Annotated in this window: 20 protein-coding genes; 8 read left to right on the top strand and 12 right to left on the bottom strand. The window is 54.2% G+C overall.

What is annotated here, in order from left to right; translation table 11 throughout:
* The first annotated feature begins 27 nt into the window (after positions 1–27).
* A complete protein-coding gene (locus BUC04_RS09880) occupies positions 28–1368 on the top strand; it encodes a hypothetical protein (RefSeq protein WP_067655053.1) in 1341 nt (446 codons plus the stop codon).
* Positions 1369–1618: 250 nt separating this feature from the next.
* Here the strand turns inward: BUC04_RS09880 and BUC04_RS09875 are convergent, their stop codons facing one another.
* Entirely contained in the window at positions 1619–2077 is a 459-nt protein-coding gene (locus tag BUC04_RS09875; RefSeq protein ID WP_067655056.1) for a hypothetical protein, read from the bottom strand.
* A 353-nt stretch (positions 2078–2430) separates the two neighbouring features.
* Here BUC04_RS09875 and BUC04_RS09865 point away from each other — a divergent pair, with 353 nt between their 5' ends.
* The gene (locus BUC04_RS09865) at positions 2431–3447 is read left to right on the top strand and encodes a hypothetical protein (RefSeq protein ID WP_143165665.1); all 1017 of its coding nucleotides are present in this window, start codon (positions 2431–2433) and stop codon (positions 3445–3447) included.
* Between the two features lie 71 nt (positions 3448–3518).
* On the opposite strand, the gene BUC04_RS09860 is transcribed toward BUC04_RS09865, so the two are convergent.
* Positions 3519–6350 carry a hypothetical protein gene (locus tag BUC04_RS09860; protein ID WP_067655065.1) on the bottom strand — a complete coding sequence of 944 codons (2832 nt, stop codon included), beginning with the start codon at positions 6348–6350 and terminating at the stop codon, positions 3519–3521.
* A 215-nt stretch (positions 6351–6565) separates the two neighbouring features.
* Here BUC04_RS09860 and BUC04_RS09855 point away from each other — a divergent pair, with 215 nt between their 5' ends.
* Together BUC04_RS09855 and BUC04_RS09850 are read left to right on the top strand one after the other, a co-directional pair.
* Positions 6566–7303 carry a hypothetical protein gene (locus BUC04_RS09855; RefSeq protein ID WP_067655068.1) on the top strand — a complete coding sequence of 246 codons (738 nt, stop codon included), beginning with the start codon at positions 6566–6568 and terminating at the stop codon, positions 7301–7303.
* A gap of 126 nt (positions 7304–7429) precedes the next feature.
* The gene (locus BUC04_RS09850; protein WP_067655070.1) at positions 7430–8113 is read left to right on the top strand and encodes a hypothetical protein; all 684 of its coding nucleotides are present in this window, start codon (positions 7430–7432) and stop codon (positions 8111–8113) included.
* A 130-nt stretch (positions 8114–8243) separates the two neighbouring features.
* Here the strand turns inward: BUC04_RS09850 and BUC04_RS09845 are convergent, their stop codons facing one another.
* A complete protein-coding gene (locus BUC04_RS09845; RefSeq protein WP_067655073.1) occupies positions 8244–8882 on the bottom strand; it encodes a hypothetical protein in 639 nt (212 codons plus the stop codon).
* A gap of 241 nt (positions 8883–9123) precedes the next feature.
* Here BUC04_RS09845 and BUC04_RS09840 point away from each other — a divergent pair, with 241 nt between their 5' ends.
* Positions 9124–9645: an SHOCT domain-containing protein gene (locus BUC04_RS09840; protein ID WP_067655076.1), complete on the top strand. Its 522-nt coding sequence runs from the start codon at positions 9124–9126 to the stop codon at positions 9643–9645.
* A gap of 32 nt (positions 9646–9677) precedes the next feature.
* Here the strand turns inward: BUC04_RS09840 and BUC04_RS09835 are convergent, their stop codons facing one another.
* Both BUC04_RS09835 and BUC04_RS09830 read right to left on the bottom strand, forming a co-directional pair.
* Positions 9678–10310 carry a hypothetical protein gene (locus BUC04_RS09835; protein WP_067655078.1) on the bottom strand — a complete coding sequence of 211 codons (633 nt, stop codon included), beginning with the start codon at positions 10308–10310 and terminating at the stop codon, positions 9678–9680.
* A 118-nt stretch (positions 10311–10428) separates the two neighbouring features.
* The gene (locus BUC04_RS09830; protein WP_067655081.1) at positions 10429–10956 is read right to left on the bottom strand and encodes a hypothetical protein; all 528 of its coding nucleotides are present in this window, start codon (positions 10954–10956) and stop codon (positions 10429–10431) included.
* Between the two features lie 322 nt (positions 10957–11278).
* On the opposite strand from BUC04_RS09830, the gene BUC04_RS09825 reads away from it, so the two are divergent.
* Positions 11279–11725 carry an RDD family protein gene (locus BUC04_RS09825; RefSeq protein WP_067655084.1) on the top strand — a complete coding sequence of 149 codons (447 nt, stop codon included), beginning with the start codon at positions 11279–11281 and terminating at the stop codon, positions 11723–11725.
* Positions 11726–11783: 58 nt separating this feature from the next.
* On the opposite strand, the gene BUC04_RS09820 is transcribed toward BUC04_RS09825, so the two are convergent.
* Positions 11784–12884 carry a tyrosine-type recombinase/integrase gene (locus BUC04_RS09820; RefSeq protein ID WP_143165663.1) on the bottom strand — a complete coding sequence of 367 codons (1101 nt, stop codon included), beginning with the start codon at positions 12882–12884 and terminating at the stop codon, positions 11784–11786.
* Positions 12885–12996: 112 nt separating this feature from the next.
* Positions 12997–13482, bottom strand: coding sequence for a hypothetical protein (locus BUC04_RS09815; RefSeq protein WP_067655088.1), 486 nt, complete (start codon positions 13480–13482; stop codon positions 12997–12999).
* 812 nt (positions 13483–14294) lie between these two features.
* Here BUC04_RS09815 and BUC04_RS09810 point away from each other — a divergent pair.
* Positions 14295–14687 (top strand): hypothetical protein, encoded by a 393-nt coding sequence (locus BUC04_RS09810; protein ID WP_067655090.1) that lies wholly within the window; start codon positions 14295–14297, stop codon positions 14685–14687.
* 73 nt (positions 14688–14760) lie between these two features.
* Here the strand turns inward: BUC04_RS09810 and BUC04_RS09805 are convergent, their stop codons facing one another.
* A complete protein-coding gene (locus BUC04_RS09805; protein WP_143165662.1) occupies positions 14761–15219 on the bottom strand; it encodes a hypothetical protein in 459 nt (152 codons plus the stop codon).
* Between the two features lie 424 nt (positions 15220–15643).
* On the opposite strand from BUC04_RS09805, the gene BUC04_RS09800 reads away from it, so the two are divergent.
* A complete protein-coding gene (locus BUC04_RS09800) occupies positions 15644–16327 on the top strand; it encodes a DUF2913 family protein (RefSeq protein ID WP_159437685.1) in 684 nt (227 codons plus the stop codon).
* Between the two features lie 502 nt (positions 16328–16829).
* Here the strand turns inward: BUC04_RS09800 and BUC04_RS09795 are convergent.
* The 4 genes from BUC04_RS09795 to nrdB form a co-directional block, all read right to left on the bottom strand.
* Complete coding sequence (locus BUC04_RS09795) at positions 16830–17498, bottom strand: hypothetical protein (protein WP_143165661.1); 669 nt, start codon at positions 17496–17498, stop codon at positions 16830–16832.
* Between the two features lie 47 nt (positions 17499–17545).
* Complete coding sequence (locus BUC04_RS09790; RefSeq protein ID WP_159437684.1) at positions 17546–18079, bottom strand: potassium channel family protein; 534 nt, start codon at positions 18077–18079, stop codon at positions 17546–17548.
* Between the two features lie 163 nt (positions 18080–18242).
* Positions 18243–18380, bottom strand: a complete 138-nt coding sequence (locus BUC04_RS23930; RefSeq protein ID WP_159437683.1) for a hypothetical protein — start codon at positions 18378–18380, stop codon at positions 18243–18245.
* Positions 18381–18665: 285 nt separating this feature from the next.
* Positions 18666–19799: a class Ia ribonucleoside-diphosphate reductase subunit beta gene (gene nrdB, locus BUC04_RS09780; protein WP_067655113.1), complete on the bottom strand. Its 1134-nt coding sequence runs from the start codon at positions 19797–19799 to the stop codon at positions 18666–18668.
* Between the last annotated feature and the right edge of the window lie 19 nt (positions 19800–19818).

The raw sequence follows: 19818 nt of genomic DNA, 5'->3' as shown, positions 1-19818 counted from the left end.
CGAAAGACACGCCTGGAAGACATGACAATGATCGTACTCTCCTCCGATGCCTTTATGAGGCTGATCCACAGCGCCGATCGTGCTGCCGAAACCCAGCCGCACCTCAAAGCCCTGAAACTGCGCCTGCGCCGCGATTTCCTCTGCCTCAGCTTGTTTGGCATGACGTTCGATCAGGCTAGATACGCCAGCAAGAACACCCACCTGATTGTGCAATGGCACACCACCTCGGTCGAGGGCATCAAGCGCCACAGTCTCACGCCGAACATTGTACGCGCCACCATCAAGCTGGGACTTGACATTGATGCTGCACCGCACTGGTATGCCCAGTATTTCGGCATGGCCCTGGGCGGTGTATTGCTTGAGCTGGAACCTCACCTCCATGCCCTCTACCTACTGGCCAAAAAGGAAGGCCTCTCGCAGCCCCGTCTGATAGCTGTGCGCAGTCTTACTGACAACGGAGAACCTAAAGCTGGGCTTTACCAGTTCAGCCTGGCGAGTCTGTCCTACAAGAATTGGTACCTGCCCTGCACTATCACTCCTGATGCCTCGGACTGGAACGGTGGGCTGGATCATCTGGCGATGCGGATTGTCTCAAACGCACTGAGCCAGCACATCACTGGCATCGGCAACCAGGACCATGACGAGCTATATCTCGCAGTTAAAGAGAAGTGGACCACTAAAGACGAGCAGCATCGGCGCTGGCTAGATGCAAATACCGAGGCCCTGCTCCAGAGTGATGTCGTTGGTTACTTCCTAGATGCAGCGATCCACGAGCTTACCAATGCCGAGCCTGAAACCGCTGAGGACTATCCCGAGCTAGCGCAAGACTCCCTGACGAGCCGACGCACCTGGACCCGCCAGAGCCGTATCAACTGGGCCATTAAGCAAGCCAATGAAAGAATCGGCCTGCACTGCCATTGGGGTGAGTTGAGCAGCCAGTTCGATGCTGTCTTGACTCAAGTAGTCGACCGCTCAGACAAATTAGCCCGGCACGCTGCCCAGGCTGCAGCTAAAGAGGCGCTTAGCAGTAACGAGAGCAAAACAGAACTCAAGAGGTGGACGGAACTTAACGTTGTGAAGATGACCACCGCTTACAACCAAGGAGAGGCTCTGGGCAACCTCGTCAATCTCATCAACGCCGGAACCCCTCTTAGTGACGACACCACTTTAGGACAGGCAAGGCTCGAAGTGAGCCTCAAGGCCGCCATCAACAACTTAGTTGGCAACGATTCCGGCCGCAAGACCCAAATCCAACGCTCACTGGATAAGCTGGTTAATTCCAGCGGCAACGACAATCACGCCCAGCCACTCGAACAATTCGAGGGGCGGCCCGATATGCAGCACGATAAGCACAAACACGACGAATAAGGCGACCTCGGTCCACCTAGGCTGCACCGAATCAGACCAACTCAAATACGAAAACGGCACCTATTTAGGTGCCGTTTGCCTACACCTCCCAGTGACACCCCAACCATCTTCTACACCGTATCCCCAGGTGTGAACCGAAAGTACCCTACCGCCACTGATAGGCCCGATAGACAGCCGGGTATCGCAGGGAGACCAATTGCTAAAGGGACGGTACGGTATCTAAGCCGGGGTCGCACCCACCAACTGCCAACTAAACCCTGATCAAGGCCAGGTCTGAATCCAGCATCGAGTAGTCCTTGACCTTCAACTTTCGGTTACGGCGTGAGGGACCGACGACCAGGAGCCTCGAGCCTTCCAGATCCAGCAAGGCATCCGCCACCATGTCTTTCATCTGACTGACAAGGCTAGCGAGCCATCTCACGAACATGCCGACAGCCTCCTCCATGCAACCCCTGATCATTGCAATCTCAACTTCCTCGGCAATTGACCAACTCCTGAAACGATCGGCGCCGAAGTAATAGACAGCAAGAAGATGCTTGCTTAGGCTGTCTGCTAATGCAATCACAAAGGGCGGAATCTCGACTTCCGATACGTTATTAACGTCCTTGCCTGAATCCGAAAAAATGATTGCTTTTCGCATATCAGATTCATCACCTTCGCCGTGAATGATTGCGCCAATACTTTCCCTTATATTGTCTGTGCACTTCATGTGCCAGCCTCCATTTGATTGCCTGATTACAATTTAGCCCATCATTTTGTTTTTCGTCAAGCGAACATCAAATTAAAGTTGATTTGCAAGAGAAGGATTTCTTATTTTTCAAGTGATGCTAGCAAAAACAGTCATTTAGGTCTTTAATGGTTTGTCGCTTAGTTCAGTAAATTATAACTACTGAATGTTGGTTTAGATATTTTGACCACCAGTATTGTGACTCCAGTTTAATTTGGGTGATTTTACTGATGAGACAAAACGTAAGGTGTATATTTTTTGTCGCAAAGTGACATTCCAGTCCAGGACTGCTTAGTGAAAATGCATGTGGTAATTCAGCAGTGATAGGACGAACAATGAGAAGTTTAAAGCTGGCAGTAATAGGGATCGCCACCGTTAGCAGTTATGGCTGCGGAAGTAGCAGCGATGATCCCGAGAAAACTCCCACTGTCCCAGTAGAATCCGAATGCTATATCGAGGACGATCGCCTGCAGGCCCTCTGTGATGCTGCCGAGCAAACTGCGAAAGGCCTGACTCTGGATAATGAGACCCATCGGCTCTCCGCCTACACATCGGGTGATATCAAGCAATCCACCGGTTCGGTGTCAGCCTATGCTGAACCACTGGGCCCGCCGACTCTTTACCACGTTGGCTGGAGTGCCAACCAATTCGGCGAAACCACAGTGACGGTACTTGCCACTGAAGCTGCTGAGCTTTGGAATGCCTGGGAGTGCCAGTACGCTGTCGCCGCCTGCAGACTGGAGACAGAATTCGGGCCCGCCAGGATCCGGGAGAACAACATCGAGCTGGCTCTGTCGGAAGACTTAGCTAACGCTTTTGATGACAGAACCCTGTCAGCAACACTGTTCGTTGGTGAGAATGAAACGGATGCCGGCACCCACCAGATTGAGTTGCCGGCCAGCGCCTCTAACCTGGTTAAGGCGATTCACACCGGCACTGCCCACGGCCAATGGTACCCCGCCTCAGTTCGGGAGCAACTCGATCTCTATGGATACCCCGGGAACAGCAATGACCTGGTGCTGGATAACCGGGTGATCGAATTCGGCCTTTCCGAAGACCCCAACGGCAATGTCTTGAGACTGGAGTTTACCTCTCTCCACGACGGAAGAAAGCTGTACACCGGCGGCGGAACTGGGGTAGCTCAAAGCGTTGTTGGCCTTAACGGCGTGACGGGCGGATGGTATCCCTGCGATAACTACTCAGATTGTGGGAAGTACGTAAATCCAACGTCAGCTGATATCCCGCACATCCGCTATCTCATGTCCTTATCCGGTACAGTCTCAGTAGCATCAAGCAAGGAGATCCAGGAAAGACTGCGCCTTGAAGCCTGGCTCAACGAGCAGAATCAATAACGAATCGGGCCGCACCATGCTCAACATGGTACGGCCCGCATTTGTTCCCAGGGGCTCACAGCCTAACCCGGCTAGAACAGGTCCAGCTGGTCGTCCTTTTTGAGAGGCCGCTTGTCTGCAACTCGCACATGCTCCGGTTCCGGCTCAGGCTTTCGGCTGGCCGGCTCTGGTGCACCCGCTGTAGCTTCGGTGAGCTCTGCCGCCTCTGCCTTGGCCTCTATAGTGACCACCGGCCCCAGGGCTGCCCGGGCCTCGGCCTGTTTGCGCTCAAGCGCCTTTTGCCGGAAATGATGGACTGACGGTGTTTGTTCTACCAGGATCTGTCTATACACGGCACGCTCATCTGCCCCGCCGTTCCACGCCATCATCAGCAGGTCTTGCGTTTTCTCACAAACAGACTCAGGGATAAGATGTAGGCAATGATATTGATCGTCAGGCTCAGGTCCTCGAATGATGTGACTGTCCAGATTATCCAGCACACCATCAATAAAACCGTTTTCCAACATTGCCGCGGTTAGCCACAGGTCGAACTGTTTTCGCTCCTCATCACCTGGCGGCAACTGCGCCCGAATAGAATTGTCCTGGAGTAGCTGGACACAAAGAAGATCCTCCTTTTCCAGGTAGCCTAGCATCTCCTCTACCTTTGCTCCTCGCAGAATGTCCCTACATAACCTGTTCATCTCCTTGTTCATCCGAACCGTGGCAGCCCGGTTGAGTATGCTGGTGGAGTAACTTCTGCGGCGACCCACTTTCTTGGACTTAGTCTCCAAGAAGTTCTCGGCCCGCATGTACAAGTATCGCTGTTGCAGTTCAGGTACGGCCTTATTCATCTCGTTCCTTAAGGCCATCCCGGGCTTGAGCTCTGCTGATTTGAGATCCTTTTTAAGCTCCCAAACTTCACCGCGTTGCTTCTGGTACTCTCCAGGGCTATTACGATAGTCAATCAGGTCTGACTTACGTTCTGCCTCTACCAACTCCGACTTCAGTCGATCAATTTCGCCCTGATATTGCTTATTAAAATCCTCGATGTTCAAGGCAATGGGCTCGCGCAACATAGCCATCAAAATGTCGTTACGATCATAATCAATCTGCCCTTTTGCGGACTCATCAGGAGACAAGTAGTTGTCTAGTTGTTCTGTGGGCCGCACATCAATCCTGGGACAATTGACCAAATAGGCCTTCAGGAACCGGTAGTTCAAGTAGGGATCGTCAACCTCCCTAATAAATTCGCACATTTGGTGCAGGGCCTTCATTTGAGACCACCAGACCTCATCCGTAAGTCGCTGCGTGGTTCGGCCAACATGGGTCTTCTGCTTAATTACCGCTTCAACAAAGTCACCCTGGTCCATCACGCCATGCCGTTGGTTGTACCGCAGCGCTTCGCCCAATGAATCCGGCGAGAACAGCGAAACTGAGCGCAACTGATACTTTGCTTTGGCGGGCTTCTCACCGATAACGGTTTGGCCTTCCGAGTGCACCTGTAGGGTGGTGTTGCGCCTGGGCTCGACGCCATCCACGCCCATAAAGCTCTCATAGTAACCTTTGACCAGCGAGAGCTTAGACAGTGGGATCTCCGACAGGTTGAAGTAGATGTGCGGGTTATTCAGGTAGGTGTCGATGGGCTTTACCGGCACGATGTCATACGGACAATCACGCTCTTGCTCGGCCTTACGGACTCGCCCAGCAAACTGCTCCATCGACTCCCCCTGCTGGTAGTCAAATTTCTGCAGCAGATAGGCGATCTCGCCGGCCCGGGCGATCACCTCTTTGGGGTTGAGGTAATAGGCAGCTCGCTTGTTGCCGCAAACCTCCCGTAGCGCCTCCTCATCCATTTCAGCCACTAGGGTGCCGACAACGTTCTGCCGCTGAGGGTCCCAGCTGTAACCCTCACGGTTAAGATCCACAGCATGGATGAACTCGTGCACCAGGGCACCTGGGTTTTTGATGTCAACGGCGACGATATGGTAGTTCGAGCTGTAAAGGCCGTTTGCGTTGTAGTTACCAAGCTTACGCACCTTGAAGATCACTTGCTTGTGGAGGTCGAATTTCAGGTCCCGGATCTGGTCGAGAGCATTGGCGATGGCCTCCAGAGAGGCGTCCTTATCGATCTCGATAGCCTCGATGGCGCTGCTCTCATCAATCTGGCGTTTGATGCGGGCAACCAACTGGGGCTCTTTCTTATGACTGCCAGAAACCTGCTCCAGCCCCTCCACTTTTGAGATGTAGGTGGAAGTTTTTACCACGCTGTCGATCATGGCCCGCTCGCCGGTGACCTCGTTGTCGATCTTGTCTCGCATCTTCCTGGGCAACGCCGTGCGGTACTCAATGAATTCGGTACCGATTTGGCGGATCTTGTCGATGACACTACGGTGCTTCTCGTAGTCAGCGGAGACACTGAGAAAACGCACCTTGTCGTCAGTAGTAAAGAGCTCTTTGTCGTTCAGCTGCCAAATCTTGTTGCGGTTCTTGTAGAGCCGCTCATAGTCTGCGCCCGAAAGACCGAGCACGTTGTGCAGGATCTGCTCTTTGATGATCTCCCGGTCAAAGTCCCAATAGAGGCCAAGCTTGAAGGTACCGAAGTCAATTTCACGGTGACCTATGTCGTAGCGATCCCCGAACAGATTGACCAGGTTCTTCTCAGGCCCCTTCATATGCAGAACGTCATGATTGGGATTAATGGTGGACAGCAACTGGTAAGCCTTCTCGGCATACAAAACCGTTTTGGCCAGATCGGCATGAAAGGCCTCAAGCGCCTCAACCGGATCCGTCTCGGCATCCACCGCTGCCAACTTGGAGCACAGCAATTCAGACCTTGACTCGATCAGGTACAGCGCCAACTTGAGCACCTTGTCTGAGTGCTTGGCAATGTCCACCAGGGTATTGACGGTAAGTGGGCGCATCATTAATTACGCTCTTTTGGGGTTTACCTCAATTTTACCGCGGTCCGGCAAGCCTCGGGGCGGATCCGGGACCCCCGGACGAACTCACAGCCAGAGGACCCGCCCGCCCACTACCCAGCACGCGGCAAACACCCGCCAATGACAGTACAGCACTGTCGAATCTGCTCCTCTGCCATGATAGAGTGCAATCGTTGCAAGGCATTGTTTTAAATTGAAGTATGAACTTATTCTCTGATGAGTTAAACGAATACACCCGCACCCACCCTCAGCTGGTGGCCCTGTGCCTGGCAAGCGGTTGCGTCACAGCTGTCTGCCTGTTCTCTGCCTTTACCCTGTGGGTTTCTCTACTGCTGCAATTTGGCTTGTCCGTTGGGGTGCTCTCAACCCTTCTGGCCCGCCGGCGCACCGCATTGATGGCAGTCCAACAAGGGTTAGATAAGGAGAATTGGTCCAAGCACGGGGTCATGATTGCCGTAACGGCAGGCTTTGCTGTGTACCTGGGCTTTGCAATTGCCCATGTCAGCTTTAATCATGCCGGCAATGCTGACGGCATGGGGGAAGCCGCAATGACGCTAAGCCTCCCCAACTGGGCATTTGTGCTCCTTTCAATAAGCGCAGTGACTCTGGGCCTTCGATTTGCCATTCGCCGCGCCTGCGCATACTCCGTCGCCACCGCGGTGGCCAGCCGGGAAGGCATGAATGACGAAGCCTTTGAGCACCTACGCAAGCACGTGCTGTACATTGTCACCAGAAGCATTCGACACACCGACAAGTGGGGATGGGCCGCTCTGGTAGTGGTGTTCCTGTTCACGCCGGTACCGGCAACACTATTGGGGGGCCTGGCCCTGGGCGCCTACAACTGGGTCTTCCTGGTGATGACCGTTTTGGTGATCTACCGATTGGACCCGCCCACGAAACACGCGGCCTCCGCTACCAAACCGGCCCTCCAAACATGATGATCGCAGGATCATTCTGCTGGCGGTCGCCTGCCAGACAGGCCCCTGCTAGACCAGCGACGACAACGCTGTAAGATCAATCCCTGTGCCGGCCATAACCGGCAACGCTCAGATGATGCGACACCGATGACCTATACCCAACTCAAAGACCATACTCGCTCGTACCCTCAACTGTTCGTGTTGTCGCTGGTGGTGGGGGTCATTGTCATGCACCTTGGCACCCAGCAGCCCACCCTGTGGCTCGCGGTCGCCATCCAGTGCCTGGTTACCACCGGCATGCTCAAAGCACTGCTGTTAAATCAGAACACCCTGCTTGATGTGCTTTCCCAGGCTGCCAAGGCTGAGAACTGGTCGAAACACGCCATAGTACGGCCGGCCTTTGTGATAGCCCTCTGCTACGCCGGCTTTGCCATTGCGGACTGGGGCAGCGACCCTTTACCCATCCAGGGCACGCCGAACGAATCACACTCCTCATGGAACCTGTCTTTGGGGCTACTCGCACTGGTGTTGGTGGGGGGCATAACAGTGGCCAGCAGATTCTTGATCACCCGCTGCGCCACCAGCTCAGTGAGCAACGCCCTCTGTGGGATCGAAAAAACCACTGCCAGTGAGGCGCAAGCGATTAACTTCCGGTTGCAGCGGGACCTGATAAGCTTGTTCGGTTACCTCGATTGGATCCCCTGGCTGATCGTTGGCGCAATCATCCTAGCACCGGTCAACGGGGTCCTATGGTTAGGCCTAATACTGGGGGCTTATACGTGGTCCTGTCTGGTGCTGACTGTAAATAGGATAGGTGGTGCGCGGATGTGACTTAAAGGCGCGATAGGAACTTGTTAAAAGGTCAGACTTGCCGGGAGCAATCAGGTGTCATAATAAGGCAAGCCAGGACAGACAGATGGCTTGCTAGCACATCAAATACTGTTTTTCCCGTGGTTCAAATTTATTTACTAGCTATGGCTGGATATAATGATGAGTTGGTGACTTCAGATGCACAATCCCGCGCGCTGACAGTCGCTCCAGGGTTTTCCAAAAAACGGTCCCAGCAGGTATCTTCGGACTCCCTTAAGGCCTCTACCAGCAAGCCAACAGCGGCGCGCGTTTCATCTCGATAACCCTTAAATTCATCCCATTTGTCAGAGTCCTTCCAACTTTCATGCATATTTTTATTGGTCTCCTCAACGTGCATTACTAAAGGCTCCAGCGAAGGATATCTACCGGCTATATCCTGTAAAGCCCGGTCGAATTCGTCATAGTATGCGTTTTCGTAACGGTCCTTGCTGGACGCGAGAATTTGACCGTCTGCACAACTCGGACTCCAATCGGCTCGCTTGGATTGCGGATTTCCCGCACTGGAGTCATAGGCCACAGCGAAGTAGTTGTCAGACGCTAGGAAAAGTCGTTCAGCTGCGCGTCCTAGGGAACTGATCTCCCGTTCGGCCAACAAGTTTCTCATCTCTCTACGGGTCTGATCCCTGTCCACCGTATGCGTCGCTATCATTGCCACCAAACCAAATACCAAAATGGATTTGATCACGTCCATGACCCACTTGAAGCCGTCAGACCACCCATCAGTGCGCATAAACTCCCCATCCCTGCCTCAATCGCGATAGCACAAGAGATAGTTCAATCATAGGCTTATGACAAGCGAACTACCGACAGGGTGCTATTGAACCTCTACCCTTAGCCATGACGGACGAAGTAGCAGTGTGATTGCTCCCATCCACTCACAAGGGCTGCAATTGTGCATGATCCTGCTTAACTTCCATTGCCAAAGCCCTGCTCGGTAGCAACTTCATTGGTAATCATAGGGGGGGGTCGTGATGACGTTTTTTTTATATTTGCTTATACCAATTCTTGTATTTATCAGCTACAAAGTCATGAGAAGATCTGGCTTCGTGGCCAGGTATAGGGAAAAGAATTTGTTTTTAGCCCTATATCTAACATTGACTCCGTTTTTCTTCCTGATTATACATGGCGTCATGGCTATCTATTATGAGGGCGTTGATCAGGAACCATCTTCATGGATACAGCTGGTTTCCTGGGCTTATGCCGCGACCATTGCTTATTTGGTGTATCGCGTAGCAGTAGCTTCGCAAAGAAATGTGTTTGCTTGGCCACTGCTCTGCTGTTTGTTACCACCCATATTTGTTTATGTCTTTCTAATTACCGACAAGGAAGCTATCTCCCAATACAAGAGTTTTTATCACCCGCCCCACAATCAACCAGCAAGCAATCCGCTGGACAGAGCTAATGCGCTTGAGAAACTGCAGCAACTACGAGACAGTGAGGCCATCACCTCAACAGAATACGAACAACAAAAACATCGGATTTTGAATGAGTAGATCACCCAGGTACCATCTACTGCAATCGTGAATCAATATGACTTCCAGACTGGTAACGTTAGCTGCTTAGACAACAAGCTCGCCAGCTCTTCAACTTGATCCTGCGAGCCTGAGTAAAACACGCAGATACGCTGCCCTGTTGGCATAACCAGGTTTACCTCATAGGAGTAATAGCGAAAAGTACGGGTACCACTATCACTGGTACGCAGACTGCGGTAGAGCTGAATGGCGTAGATCTCGGACAGGCTGCCGGATCGGATCTCCCCCTTCCCGAAGACGCCCAGTACGGGGTCGTATACCCTGTAGGTGCCTTCTACAAAGCGGAAAGACACCTGCTTATGGCCAAACAGGGCGATTAGCATCATTGCTGCAGATATCAGCAATGCCATCAGGGAATACAAGAGAGGTACCGGCTCCGCTCTAGCAATGAACACCGCGTAAAACAGCCCTGCGCCGGCAACAAACATCACCACCCTAAATACGTAGCCCACGCAATTATTAGAGATGAACAGTGAGTTTGGTGTCTTTTTCCACCCAAGTAACCGATTAGGGGTAAAACTATTACCTGCCGGCCCATTGCTCATTAATTTTGCAACAGGGTCATCGATTTCAACCTTCGACTGTGACGTCGGCGCATCACCACTGCCTGGCGCTACCATTTTCATGCCTTTCCCCAATCATTTTCACTATGATATCCACCCTGGCCCCGCACACCCCTGGGTGCTGTGAGCTCCCCATTCCTTGGGCTCCGGAAGGGTATTTCTGACCCGTAACCAGACAGATTTAGCTGAGCAGCGGCAGGCTTAGCCTCGATGCGAGCTCCCGAGCCAGCTTATCTGCTTTGGCATGGGTGCCAGCCACAAAGACGTGAACCCTGTCGCCGTTCTTCAGTACCAGGAAGACGTCGTAGCACAGATGAACTTGACTCTCACCCCACCTCAGTTTGCCCCAGCGGGAGATCTCAATGGCACCGACCCCACTGAGCAAGCATGAGTGAGTTTCGCCTTTGCCAAACCAACCCAGCAACGGGTTGTAGACCCGATAGGTGCCTTGACCAAAGTGGATCAGGACCCGTTGCAGATAAAGCACCCCAAGCCGCAGCAGGACAAGGCCTACCGCAGTACCTAAAATCACCTCCCATAGAGGCAATTTCCCAAAGCCCAAGAGCGGATAGAGGGCAAACATCGAGATGCCCTGAACGAGCTCAAGCGGACAGAAGTAGCGATCAAAACGTTTGCCGGAGATCCAGATATACTCGGGATCTTCCGTCCAACACTGATCGTCCGCGGTCGTTCGGACGTCTCGCCTCATGCTCCACTAGGGCGTAGCCTTCGCTGTCGTGAAGTGTTCGAGTATTGCTGGCTGCTCATCAGGGGTTCTTGGACTGGGAAGGGCCACGACATTCTCCATTTTTTAGACCCATGATACCCAACCCCAACCTGACCCATCGGCCTTTTCATCGAATAGGGTGAGTCAACCACCACCGCTCAATTGGCCTTGTTTCCTACATACCAGAGGGGTGCTCTGCACCACCCCCAAAGCCCGAGTGACACCCACCCCCAATCATGTCCCGCATTGCCCTGGTGGCCACATGGTAAAATGGGCAGACTATAACAAGAAGGAAATCATCCTCATGTCTCAATACCAGTACGCCGGCTTCTGGGTCCGTGTGTTTGCCTCATTGATTGATTCTGTGCTTATTTGTACCCTGCTGTTCTTCTTAATTCCTGCCCTGGATTATACCCAAGGGGGCTACGCCCTTATTCAGACCTTCGCGGGGATGCTGGCCTTTGTGATCACCTTTGTATTCTGGTCCAGCCGTGGCGCGACCCCCGGCAAACTGATGCTTGGCATTAAAATCATTGACGCCAAAGGCGGTGGCGCCCCGTCGACCTACCAATGGATAATTCGCTACCTGGGCTACTTTATTTCCGGCGTGTTCTTTATGCTCGGTTATATCTGGGTGGGTTTTGATAAACAAAAGCGTGGCTGGCACGATTTGATGGCCAGCACCGTGGTGATTTACAAGAAGAGTGAATTTATTGCTGAACAAAATGACAAAGATGAGGTTCACCCGTAATTATTTGCGAAAGAACAAAGGGTGCCGACAGGCGCCCTTTTTATTAAGGAATGAATGATTAGCGTGCGCGGAATTTCACCATGGCGTTCTCCCGGCTCAGGATCTTATGACCGTAGCGGTACACCATCGCTGGCGACTGCCAGTCGCCTGCCTGCTGCACCTCCAGCACTGACGCACCGCTGGCCAACAGATCCTGGCAGGCGCCGACCCGGGCAGAGTGCCCAGACCAGCGGCGGATCCCCCGCACCAACCGCGGTTCGGCGCTGGCCACCACCTGGTGAGCCCGGGCGAACACCCGCTCAACCGCCTTGGTGCTCAGTGCTTTGTCCCGGTAAGCCTCAGGCAAACTGCCGCTGGCGTGGATCCGCGGGAACAGCCAGTCGCCCTGCCCCAACTGGTACTGCTCGATGTACTGCTCCAGCAGCCCCACTAACTGGTCATTGAGCGGAATGGTTCGCTGGGTGCCGGTCTTGGTGCGCGCCACGAACAGGTGCACTGGCTGGTCGAATTCGTAGATCAGATCCTCCACCTTCACGCCCACCAGCTCGGACTCACGCAGCAGGGTTTCGTAGGCCAGGCTAAGCAGCGCCCGGTTGCGCAGGTTCTGGCCCTGGTCTTCAGCCCAGCACTGACACAGCGCCTGCAGGTGCGCATCGCGAAACGGACTGGCCTGGCGCACGGTCTCGCCGTCACGACGACGCTGTTTGCGCAGCACCGCCATGGCGGACTGGGCCTCAAAGTCGGCGGAGGGATCCGGCAAGCCGGCGGCGCGGTGCACGGTGCGCACCGCCCAGATAAACACTTCAACCACGCCTTTCTTATATTGTTGGCAGCGCTCGGTCAGGAATTGAATAAAGCGATCCGCTTGACAGGGTAACGGACAGATACGGTCCTGCTGACACCAAGACTCAAAGGTGCCCCAGGCGCTTCGCAAGGTTTTCCAGGTGTTATCGGCGTAGCGCTCATTATTGGCAATGAACTGCTCATACAGCTGCCGAGATAATTGCGCGATATCATTAGGATCGGCGTTGGGGTTATTCAGTAGTTGATTCAGGCGGTCGCGGATACGCTGGCCATCGCTGCCCAGTGTTTGCGCCAAAGTAACCGGCTCGGACAGCACGGACGGCAAACCACCTGCAGGGGCAAGTAATTCGTTCAAGGGGGTTCTCCACAGTGACTAATATTAGTCTAATCCGGTGAAATTGCCCCTGCAACCGTATTTTTGATTTATTTTACTGGCACCCAAACAGAGCGTTTTTGTTATTTACTCATTAAACTTTGGGCGGCGGGATTAAATTATCGTCGCGCAGTTCGTCCATCATCATCTGATACCAGATCTCCAGATCAGGCTGCGCGCTCTTGCACCAGTCGACCAACTCTGCCGGCAGAAAACCGGTGTCGAACAACCGGTCCCCTTCCTGGTGATCGGCAACGATATGGACCCAGGATGCCCAGTTCACCTGGAACATCAGCTGGGCGTGCCAGAGGTGCTCGTGATCCTCCGGGCTGTCGCGCCAACCGCATAGATCCAGTAACCGCACCCGCCAGGGCCGGGCGGCTTCCCAACTGAGCAACTCGTTCTCCACCCGACTGGCCCGGCCGCAACGCATGGACTGGCGGGACAATGCCTGGTCAAACACCACGGTGCTGATCCGCGGATCCCTTCCGGTCAACTCACACCACTGGGCCAGGGTGCCGGTTTGCCACTCGGTAGGGTTGTCGGGGCAGGACTGCTCGGTGCCGGTGGATAGGTTCATGCGCAAGGGTCTCTTAGTAATTACGGCCACAGGGTACGCGAGTGGTTCGCCGGGATCCAGCCGCCACCGAGTGCACCCGCCCCCGCTCACTCCGACCAACAAAGGCCCGGAATATACCGTTGTGAACGGTTCACAATTCGGAGCCGGCATTGCCGGATCCGGGCCCGGCTGGCAGAACAGCCCACCAACCCCATGGCCATGATCACCCCCCCCGTGTGTGAACGGTTCACAGAAACATGGGTCAGCCAGCTGGTTGTGAACGGTTCACAACGCCACGGCCAGGCCTTAACGTTTGTGAACGGTTCACAGTGGCGGCCGGTGATCCCCGCCCGGGCCCGGGCAAGATCTCGGACTGCTCAACCGTCGGCGCGAGCCGATGCGTGTATGTTGTGAACGGTTCACAAGGCCGGGCGATCCTCGGCCCGGGGCCCACCGATCCCATCGCTGCCGGCCGGCGCCAGGGGCCTGTACGATCAACACCGGGCCGACTGCCGCGCTGGGGCCGGTACCGATAGGGGGAAATATCGGCTAAATCGGGGTTTTCTCATCGCACTACCCTATTTCAGGGGGCGTTTCGGGCTATGCGGTTGAGTTACTGTCGTATTATGCGACTAATACGACAGTAGATAGGCAAAAAATTGGGCTTGTTGCACTAGGTGTCACATGCGATACCACGTTTGTGAGGTGGTTAGGACGGGTCATGATGCACGAAAAGAGGTTGTTTGGCTGGTATCACATGGGATATAAAGGGGGGGTATCTGCCGGTCACCGTTCTGACCGGTACCGTCATCTGATGTTCCCAGGAGGGACCCATGGCCGCCCGCAATGCCCGTTTGCTCGATGCCGAGTTCGTGCGATTTGTCCTGACCCGACCCACCGCTTACCTGAGCCGGCTTGGCACACTCACACCCGACCAGATCCTGGCCGGCGGCGAACGGTTGCTGGCCCAGCTGGAAAACTGCTCAGCTGCCGAAGCCGATCACCAGGTCAATTGCTGGTGCCTGGCGTTCGCCGATGCCGATCAGATCCGCACCCTACGCAAGCGCTACAGCAGTCATCGCCACCGAATCGATAAACAGATCACCTCGATGACGCTGCGGACCCAGACCTTGGCGGTGCTGCAAAGTACCATGGCCAGGGAAGGCTTGGACAGCTACGATGAAGCGATCTTGTGGCTATGTCAGGATAAAGAACAGGCAGGCTGAATCGATATTTGAAAATAAAAAACCGCGAACAAAGTCGAGTTTGTACGCGGTATAAATTGAATCTTAGTGGATATTATGCGGCTTGTTTGTCGGCTTGTTCGTCACGGTGTTTGTCTAATTTCATAGACGCCAAAGCGGTCATCTGTAGCTTATTAACAGGGCCTTGAGTCTTATTAACTCCGGATGTGGCCGCATCGTCGTCCTTGAGCATAAAGCTCAATTCCTCCCATTGCTGTGGCAACGGCGTTTCGTCTTCCAGGCCGGTGACATCCAGAGCGCTTTGCAAAAAACCGTCGCGACGCAGCAATACAAAGCCACGCAGCACCAGCAATTGCGCCGTTCCCGCCAACAACCACACCGCGACCTGGGTGGTGGATGGGCTTAAATAAATCAGTAACGCCAATCCGGCCAACATGGTTGGGAATAACCCGATCACCAGGTACTGGATCTCCCAATCACGGCGGAGAAACTGCTCCCAGTGTTCCCTGGCCCGCGACAGCGGCACCAACCAGTAAATCGATCTCAGAGACATCCTTTCCCCTCCCCGGTCATTCCTTGACCGGTCAAGTACCGCTAACCCTGCCCGCAACACCAACAGCGGTGTCATTCGAGCTTGCCTGAGCATGTGTGAATCCATTTCAACACTGCGCGTACTGCTTTATCCGCGACCAGATAACGACCAGAAGATTACCACGCGCCCACCTTTTCACCAACTGGCTACGGGTGATGGTTCGTTGTGCATCATCCTCCTAACGTACTGTTGTACATAGTTTTATTTTGGTACGTGTCACCGTGGAAGGGCCTTTGGTTCCCTACAGTACCCTTTATGGCGGATCTGACCACTTTTGCGGTGACAAACAATCTGGTTCAAAGTCTGAAAATGACCGTAATAAGGTTGAATCCTCTGCGGTTAATGTCTAATTTCCCCTTTGAATCCGAAACCAATGTTGACCGTTATGACTGAACCACGCCCCCTGCAGGCGTTACGACACGATCTGGCCACCGCCGCCTTAATTGCCTTTGAAATGGCGCGCATTGATGGTGAGAGCAAGCGGGCCACCTACGCTGAAAACCAGTTCCTGCTGCTGTGGTTCAAACGAGCGCAAAAACGGAAACTGTTTGACCGGGCCCTGGCGGCCGACATTGATGTGCTGATCCGCTACACCAGCAAGAACCTAGCGAAACAACCCGTGATGGCGCAACTGCGGCGCATGCTGATGCCGTCGCTGCAAGATGACCCCACAGGCAGCTCAGTGCCGCTGTGGCACCGGGTCCTGGCCTGTAGCCAGGCCTGGCAAAACGCTGGCTTCCAGGTGGAACTGCCTGTGTCACACGATGCGACGAAAGACGGACCTTACGATCCCAAGGCCGCGACCGTGTTTACCGTGCCCTTCCAGCATGATCTCATTGGCTCAGACGGACACCTGCTCGGACCGATTTCACTGCTGGTGGCAGGTGAACTGGCGCCGGTGGTGGAAATCCTTTACCAGCATGACGTGATCCCAGTGCTGCACTCACAGTCCGAGGGTAACGACAAAACAGCTGGCCTGACCTGTTACGAGATGCACCTGTACCCCCACAATGTGTTACCGCTGAACCTCATACCCATCCAGGAACCCAGCCAGGCTCGAGCTCGATAGCCCGCGATGACCACCCTTGATGCACAGCACAATGCCCTGCCCTGACTAACCCGCTAGTGACAGAGACCGCCCGTAGCCACCAATTCCTGTGGATTATTCCTTTTTTGCCGATAATCCCTATGTGACCATGAAAGCCATTACATCCATTTGGCCATTGGCTTTGTTGAGGTATTTAACTTGCCACCGTTAATGGAATTAACGCTAGCAATAATCTCTTACCGGTGACTTTCTACAAGTGGTTAACAAATGTTTATTAAAAAGAGGGAGTTTTTCTCTTTTTAGTGTCGGATCTTGTCTGTCATTGAGATATAGTCAGGCTCGTTGGGTGAGACAGGGATCTTTTTAAGAGAGTTGTCCACCGCTGAAGTTTAGGTTGTATGAAGTAAGGAAATGGCCGGCCAGACCTAACGCAAATAAAAAGCACAAGTTTGGTTGGCCAGTTCTGTGCAACAAAAGAAGAGGCAAAGCACGCATGCCTTGCCTCTTCACCGAATTCAAATGCCTATTCCAACTCATCGTAGATCGGCTCTTCGGTGATGATCAGCGGGGTGTTGTCGCCTATCCAGGCGCCGGTGATATTAAAGCAGGCATACTCGATCGCCTCCTCTTCCCCCATCCCCATGTCGTCAATCAGCACCGCCAGGATCTGCTCAAAGCTATACACGTTGACGCCGTTACTGCCGTGACCCAGGTAGGCATCGCCCAATCCATCCATGACCACGGTACCGGCCGGCGGCCTGGAGGGAGACAACAGTACGACCTTGTCCCCTACCGGGGTAACCGGGACACCACCGCATGGCTCATAGACGGTCAGCCGGTCGTAGTGGGAGGTGGGCTCAGTCACACCCAGGAACACCAGGTTCGGGGCGCCATGCTGTTCAAACAGGTCCTCTCTGCTACGGACCGGGTCACTGTCATCTACCACTACCACACCGACCGGCTCAACGCCGGTTTGGCTTAGCCTGACGAACTCAGCGCCCTGTGGCTGATGGCGTGAATACACCCGGCCGTATTCGCTTGCCCCCAGCACTTCATTATCACTGCTGGGGGTTGCGCGGAGTACGCGAGCGTCACTGGGAATATAGTGCTCGTTGTCCACCGCTTGATATAGCAAGCGGCCTTTCAACCCCAGCGGCTGAATAACCGTTCCGATAAATTTTGCTCGTTTCATGTCGCCCTTCTAATTATTTTTATTGCGAGCCACGTTTCAGCAAAAGATTATTTTGCTGGGGGTGAGTCTTTCTGTTCTTGCTCGTTCCTCACGGCCTCCCTGTCCATCAGTTGCTCAAGCCGGTCCAATTTGCTCATTACCTGATCGAGGTGATCGTCGTACTGGTCCATCCTGCGGGAGATCATGCGGGCGTAGCGCCGGTTCTCGAGATGATGTCGGCGGCTGTCCTGCCGGCGAACAGCGTTGTTGATCAGGGATACTGCCTGAAGATAGAACGGCAGGCCCAGCACCGTCATAAAGCCAATACAGGCGACAAACGCGACGATGTTGGTGATCCGTGCACCCAGGGTCAGCGGGACCAGATCACCGTAACCAATTGTACTGATGGCCATCAGGGTGACCCAGGTGGCATCGGAGAAGGTTTGGATATGGCTGTCAGGGTGGCCGGACTCAAACCACAAAGTCATTGCAGCGAACAGCGGTACATGGATTGCCAAGGCGACCATGGCCAACAAGGCAAACCACCAGGGGTTAAAACCATCAGAGCCGCCATGTCGCGGTGACAGCACCCCTTTCCTCATAATGGCGCCAAAGTACAAACGCGAATCTCCAACTGGGACTTCCCTTGATCTTGCCACAGTTGGCAGGGTGCCCCCCGATCTTGCCTGCCATCTGCTTGACCATGCACTCATAGTGATTGCCAGTAAGCAGATTGCCTGGAATATAATGCAGTTGACTGAATAGTTAGTCAGTTCTGTCGGCTTTGTCCTGGGCCAGCATCAACAACCGATGCACCTCGCCCAGTACTCGTACCAGATGGCCATCCCACAAGGTGAGGAGTGACTGCTCTTTATAGACTGGGTGCTCCATTAACTCGGACATTAGCCGCTGCGCCTCTGCCAATGGCCGGCGATCATCCACCCGCAAAGAGACCAATTGAAAGTGGTCTGGTAGGTACGGCATGCCGCAGCGGCGGCAACACAAGGTGAGGTCATCACCCTGACAGTGATCCGTTGCTAGTTCTCGAAAATCTGTGTAGTCGCAGTGAGAGCAATAGAGTTCCATCGGAATGCTCCGGTGGCATTTCTGCAAAGCGTAGACTGGGCAACCACTTAGTGCACCACAAAAAAGCGGGCCCTACCGGGCCCGCTTTAGCGACCGGATTGATCACAAGTCGATGTCATCCAACTCCGCCGTCGCATCCTTGGAATCAAACTGACCGGTAAGGTAGGAGGACACCTCGACCTCCTGCGGCGCAACCTGGACCTTGTCGGATTCGAGCCAGGCCTGCATCCAGGGCAAGGGGTTGGCTTTGGGGGCACCGGTTGGCGCAGTAAAGCCAATCGCCTCCATTCGCTCTACCATGATGTAGTCGATGTAACTGGACAGGATCTCCTCGTTCACCCCGATCATGGAGCCGTCTTTGAACAGGTAGCGGGCCCAGTCCTTTTCCTCCTCCGCAGCCTTACGGCAGATCTCATGCGCCTCTTCGCGTACGGACTCTGCGGCGGTGGCGAACTCTTCGCCCTCCTTGCCCTGGTGGATCAGGTTGAGCTTGTATTGGGTGCCAACCAGGTGCAGCTGTTCGTCGCGAGCGATCAGGCGGATCAACTTAGCGTTGCCCTCCATCAACTCGAGCTCAGCAAAGGCGAATGAGCAGGCGAAGCTAACGTAGAAGCGGATCCCTTCCAGAATGTTCACCGCCACCAACACCAAGTACAGTTGCTGCTTGAGCGCAAAGGTGCTCACCTCGACCTGTTCACCGTCGATGTCGTAGGTCCCCTCGCCGAGGGTGTTGTACAGTGACCCCATCGCGTACAACTTGTCGTAATGCTTGGTGACTGACTTGGCCCTGGCCAGGATCTTGGGGTCATTGAGTACGTCATCAAAGATCTCACCCGGATCATTGACGATGTTCCGGATGATGTGAGTGTAGGAGCGGCTGTGAATGGTCTCGAAGTAGGCCCAGGTCTCAATCCAGGTCTCCAGCTCAGGTAAGGACACCAGCGGCAGCAACGCGACGTTGGGCGAACGCCCTTGGACGCTATCGAGCAGGATCTGATACTGCAGGTTCTTGGTGAAGATATGGCGCTGCTCTGGCGGCAGCATCATGAAGTCCATCCGATCCTTGCTGACGTCGACCTCTTCCGGGCGCCAGAAGAAGGACATCTGCTTCTCAATCAGATCTTCAAAGAACTTGTAGCGCTGCTGGTCGTATCGGGCAACGCTGACCGGTTGGCCCAGGAACATCGGCTGCTCCAATGGGCTGTTGCTGGTTTCATCGAACACGCTATAGGCCATGATTCCCTCGGCTCTATGT

Origin of the sequence: Ferrimonas marina (assembly GCF_900129905.1) — a bacterium.
Classification (GTDB): Bacteria; Pseudomonadota; Gammaproteobacteria; order Enterobacterales; family Shewanellaceae; genus Ferrimonas; species Ferrimonas marina.
This window is presented reverse-complemented; position numbering and strand designations above follow the sequence as displayed.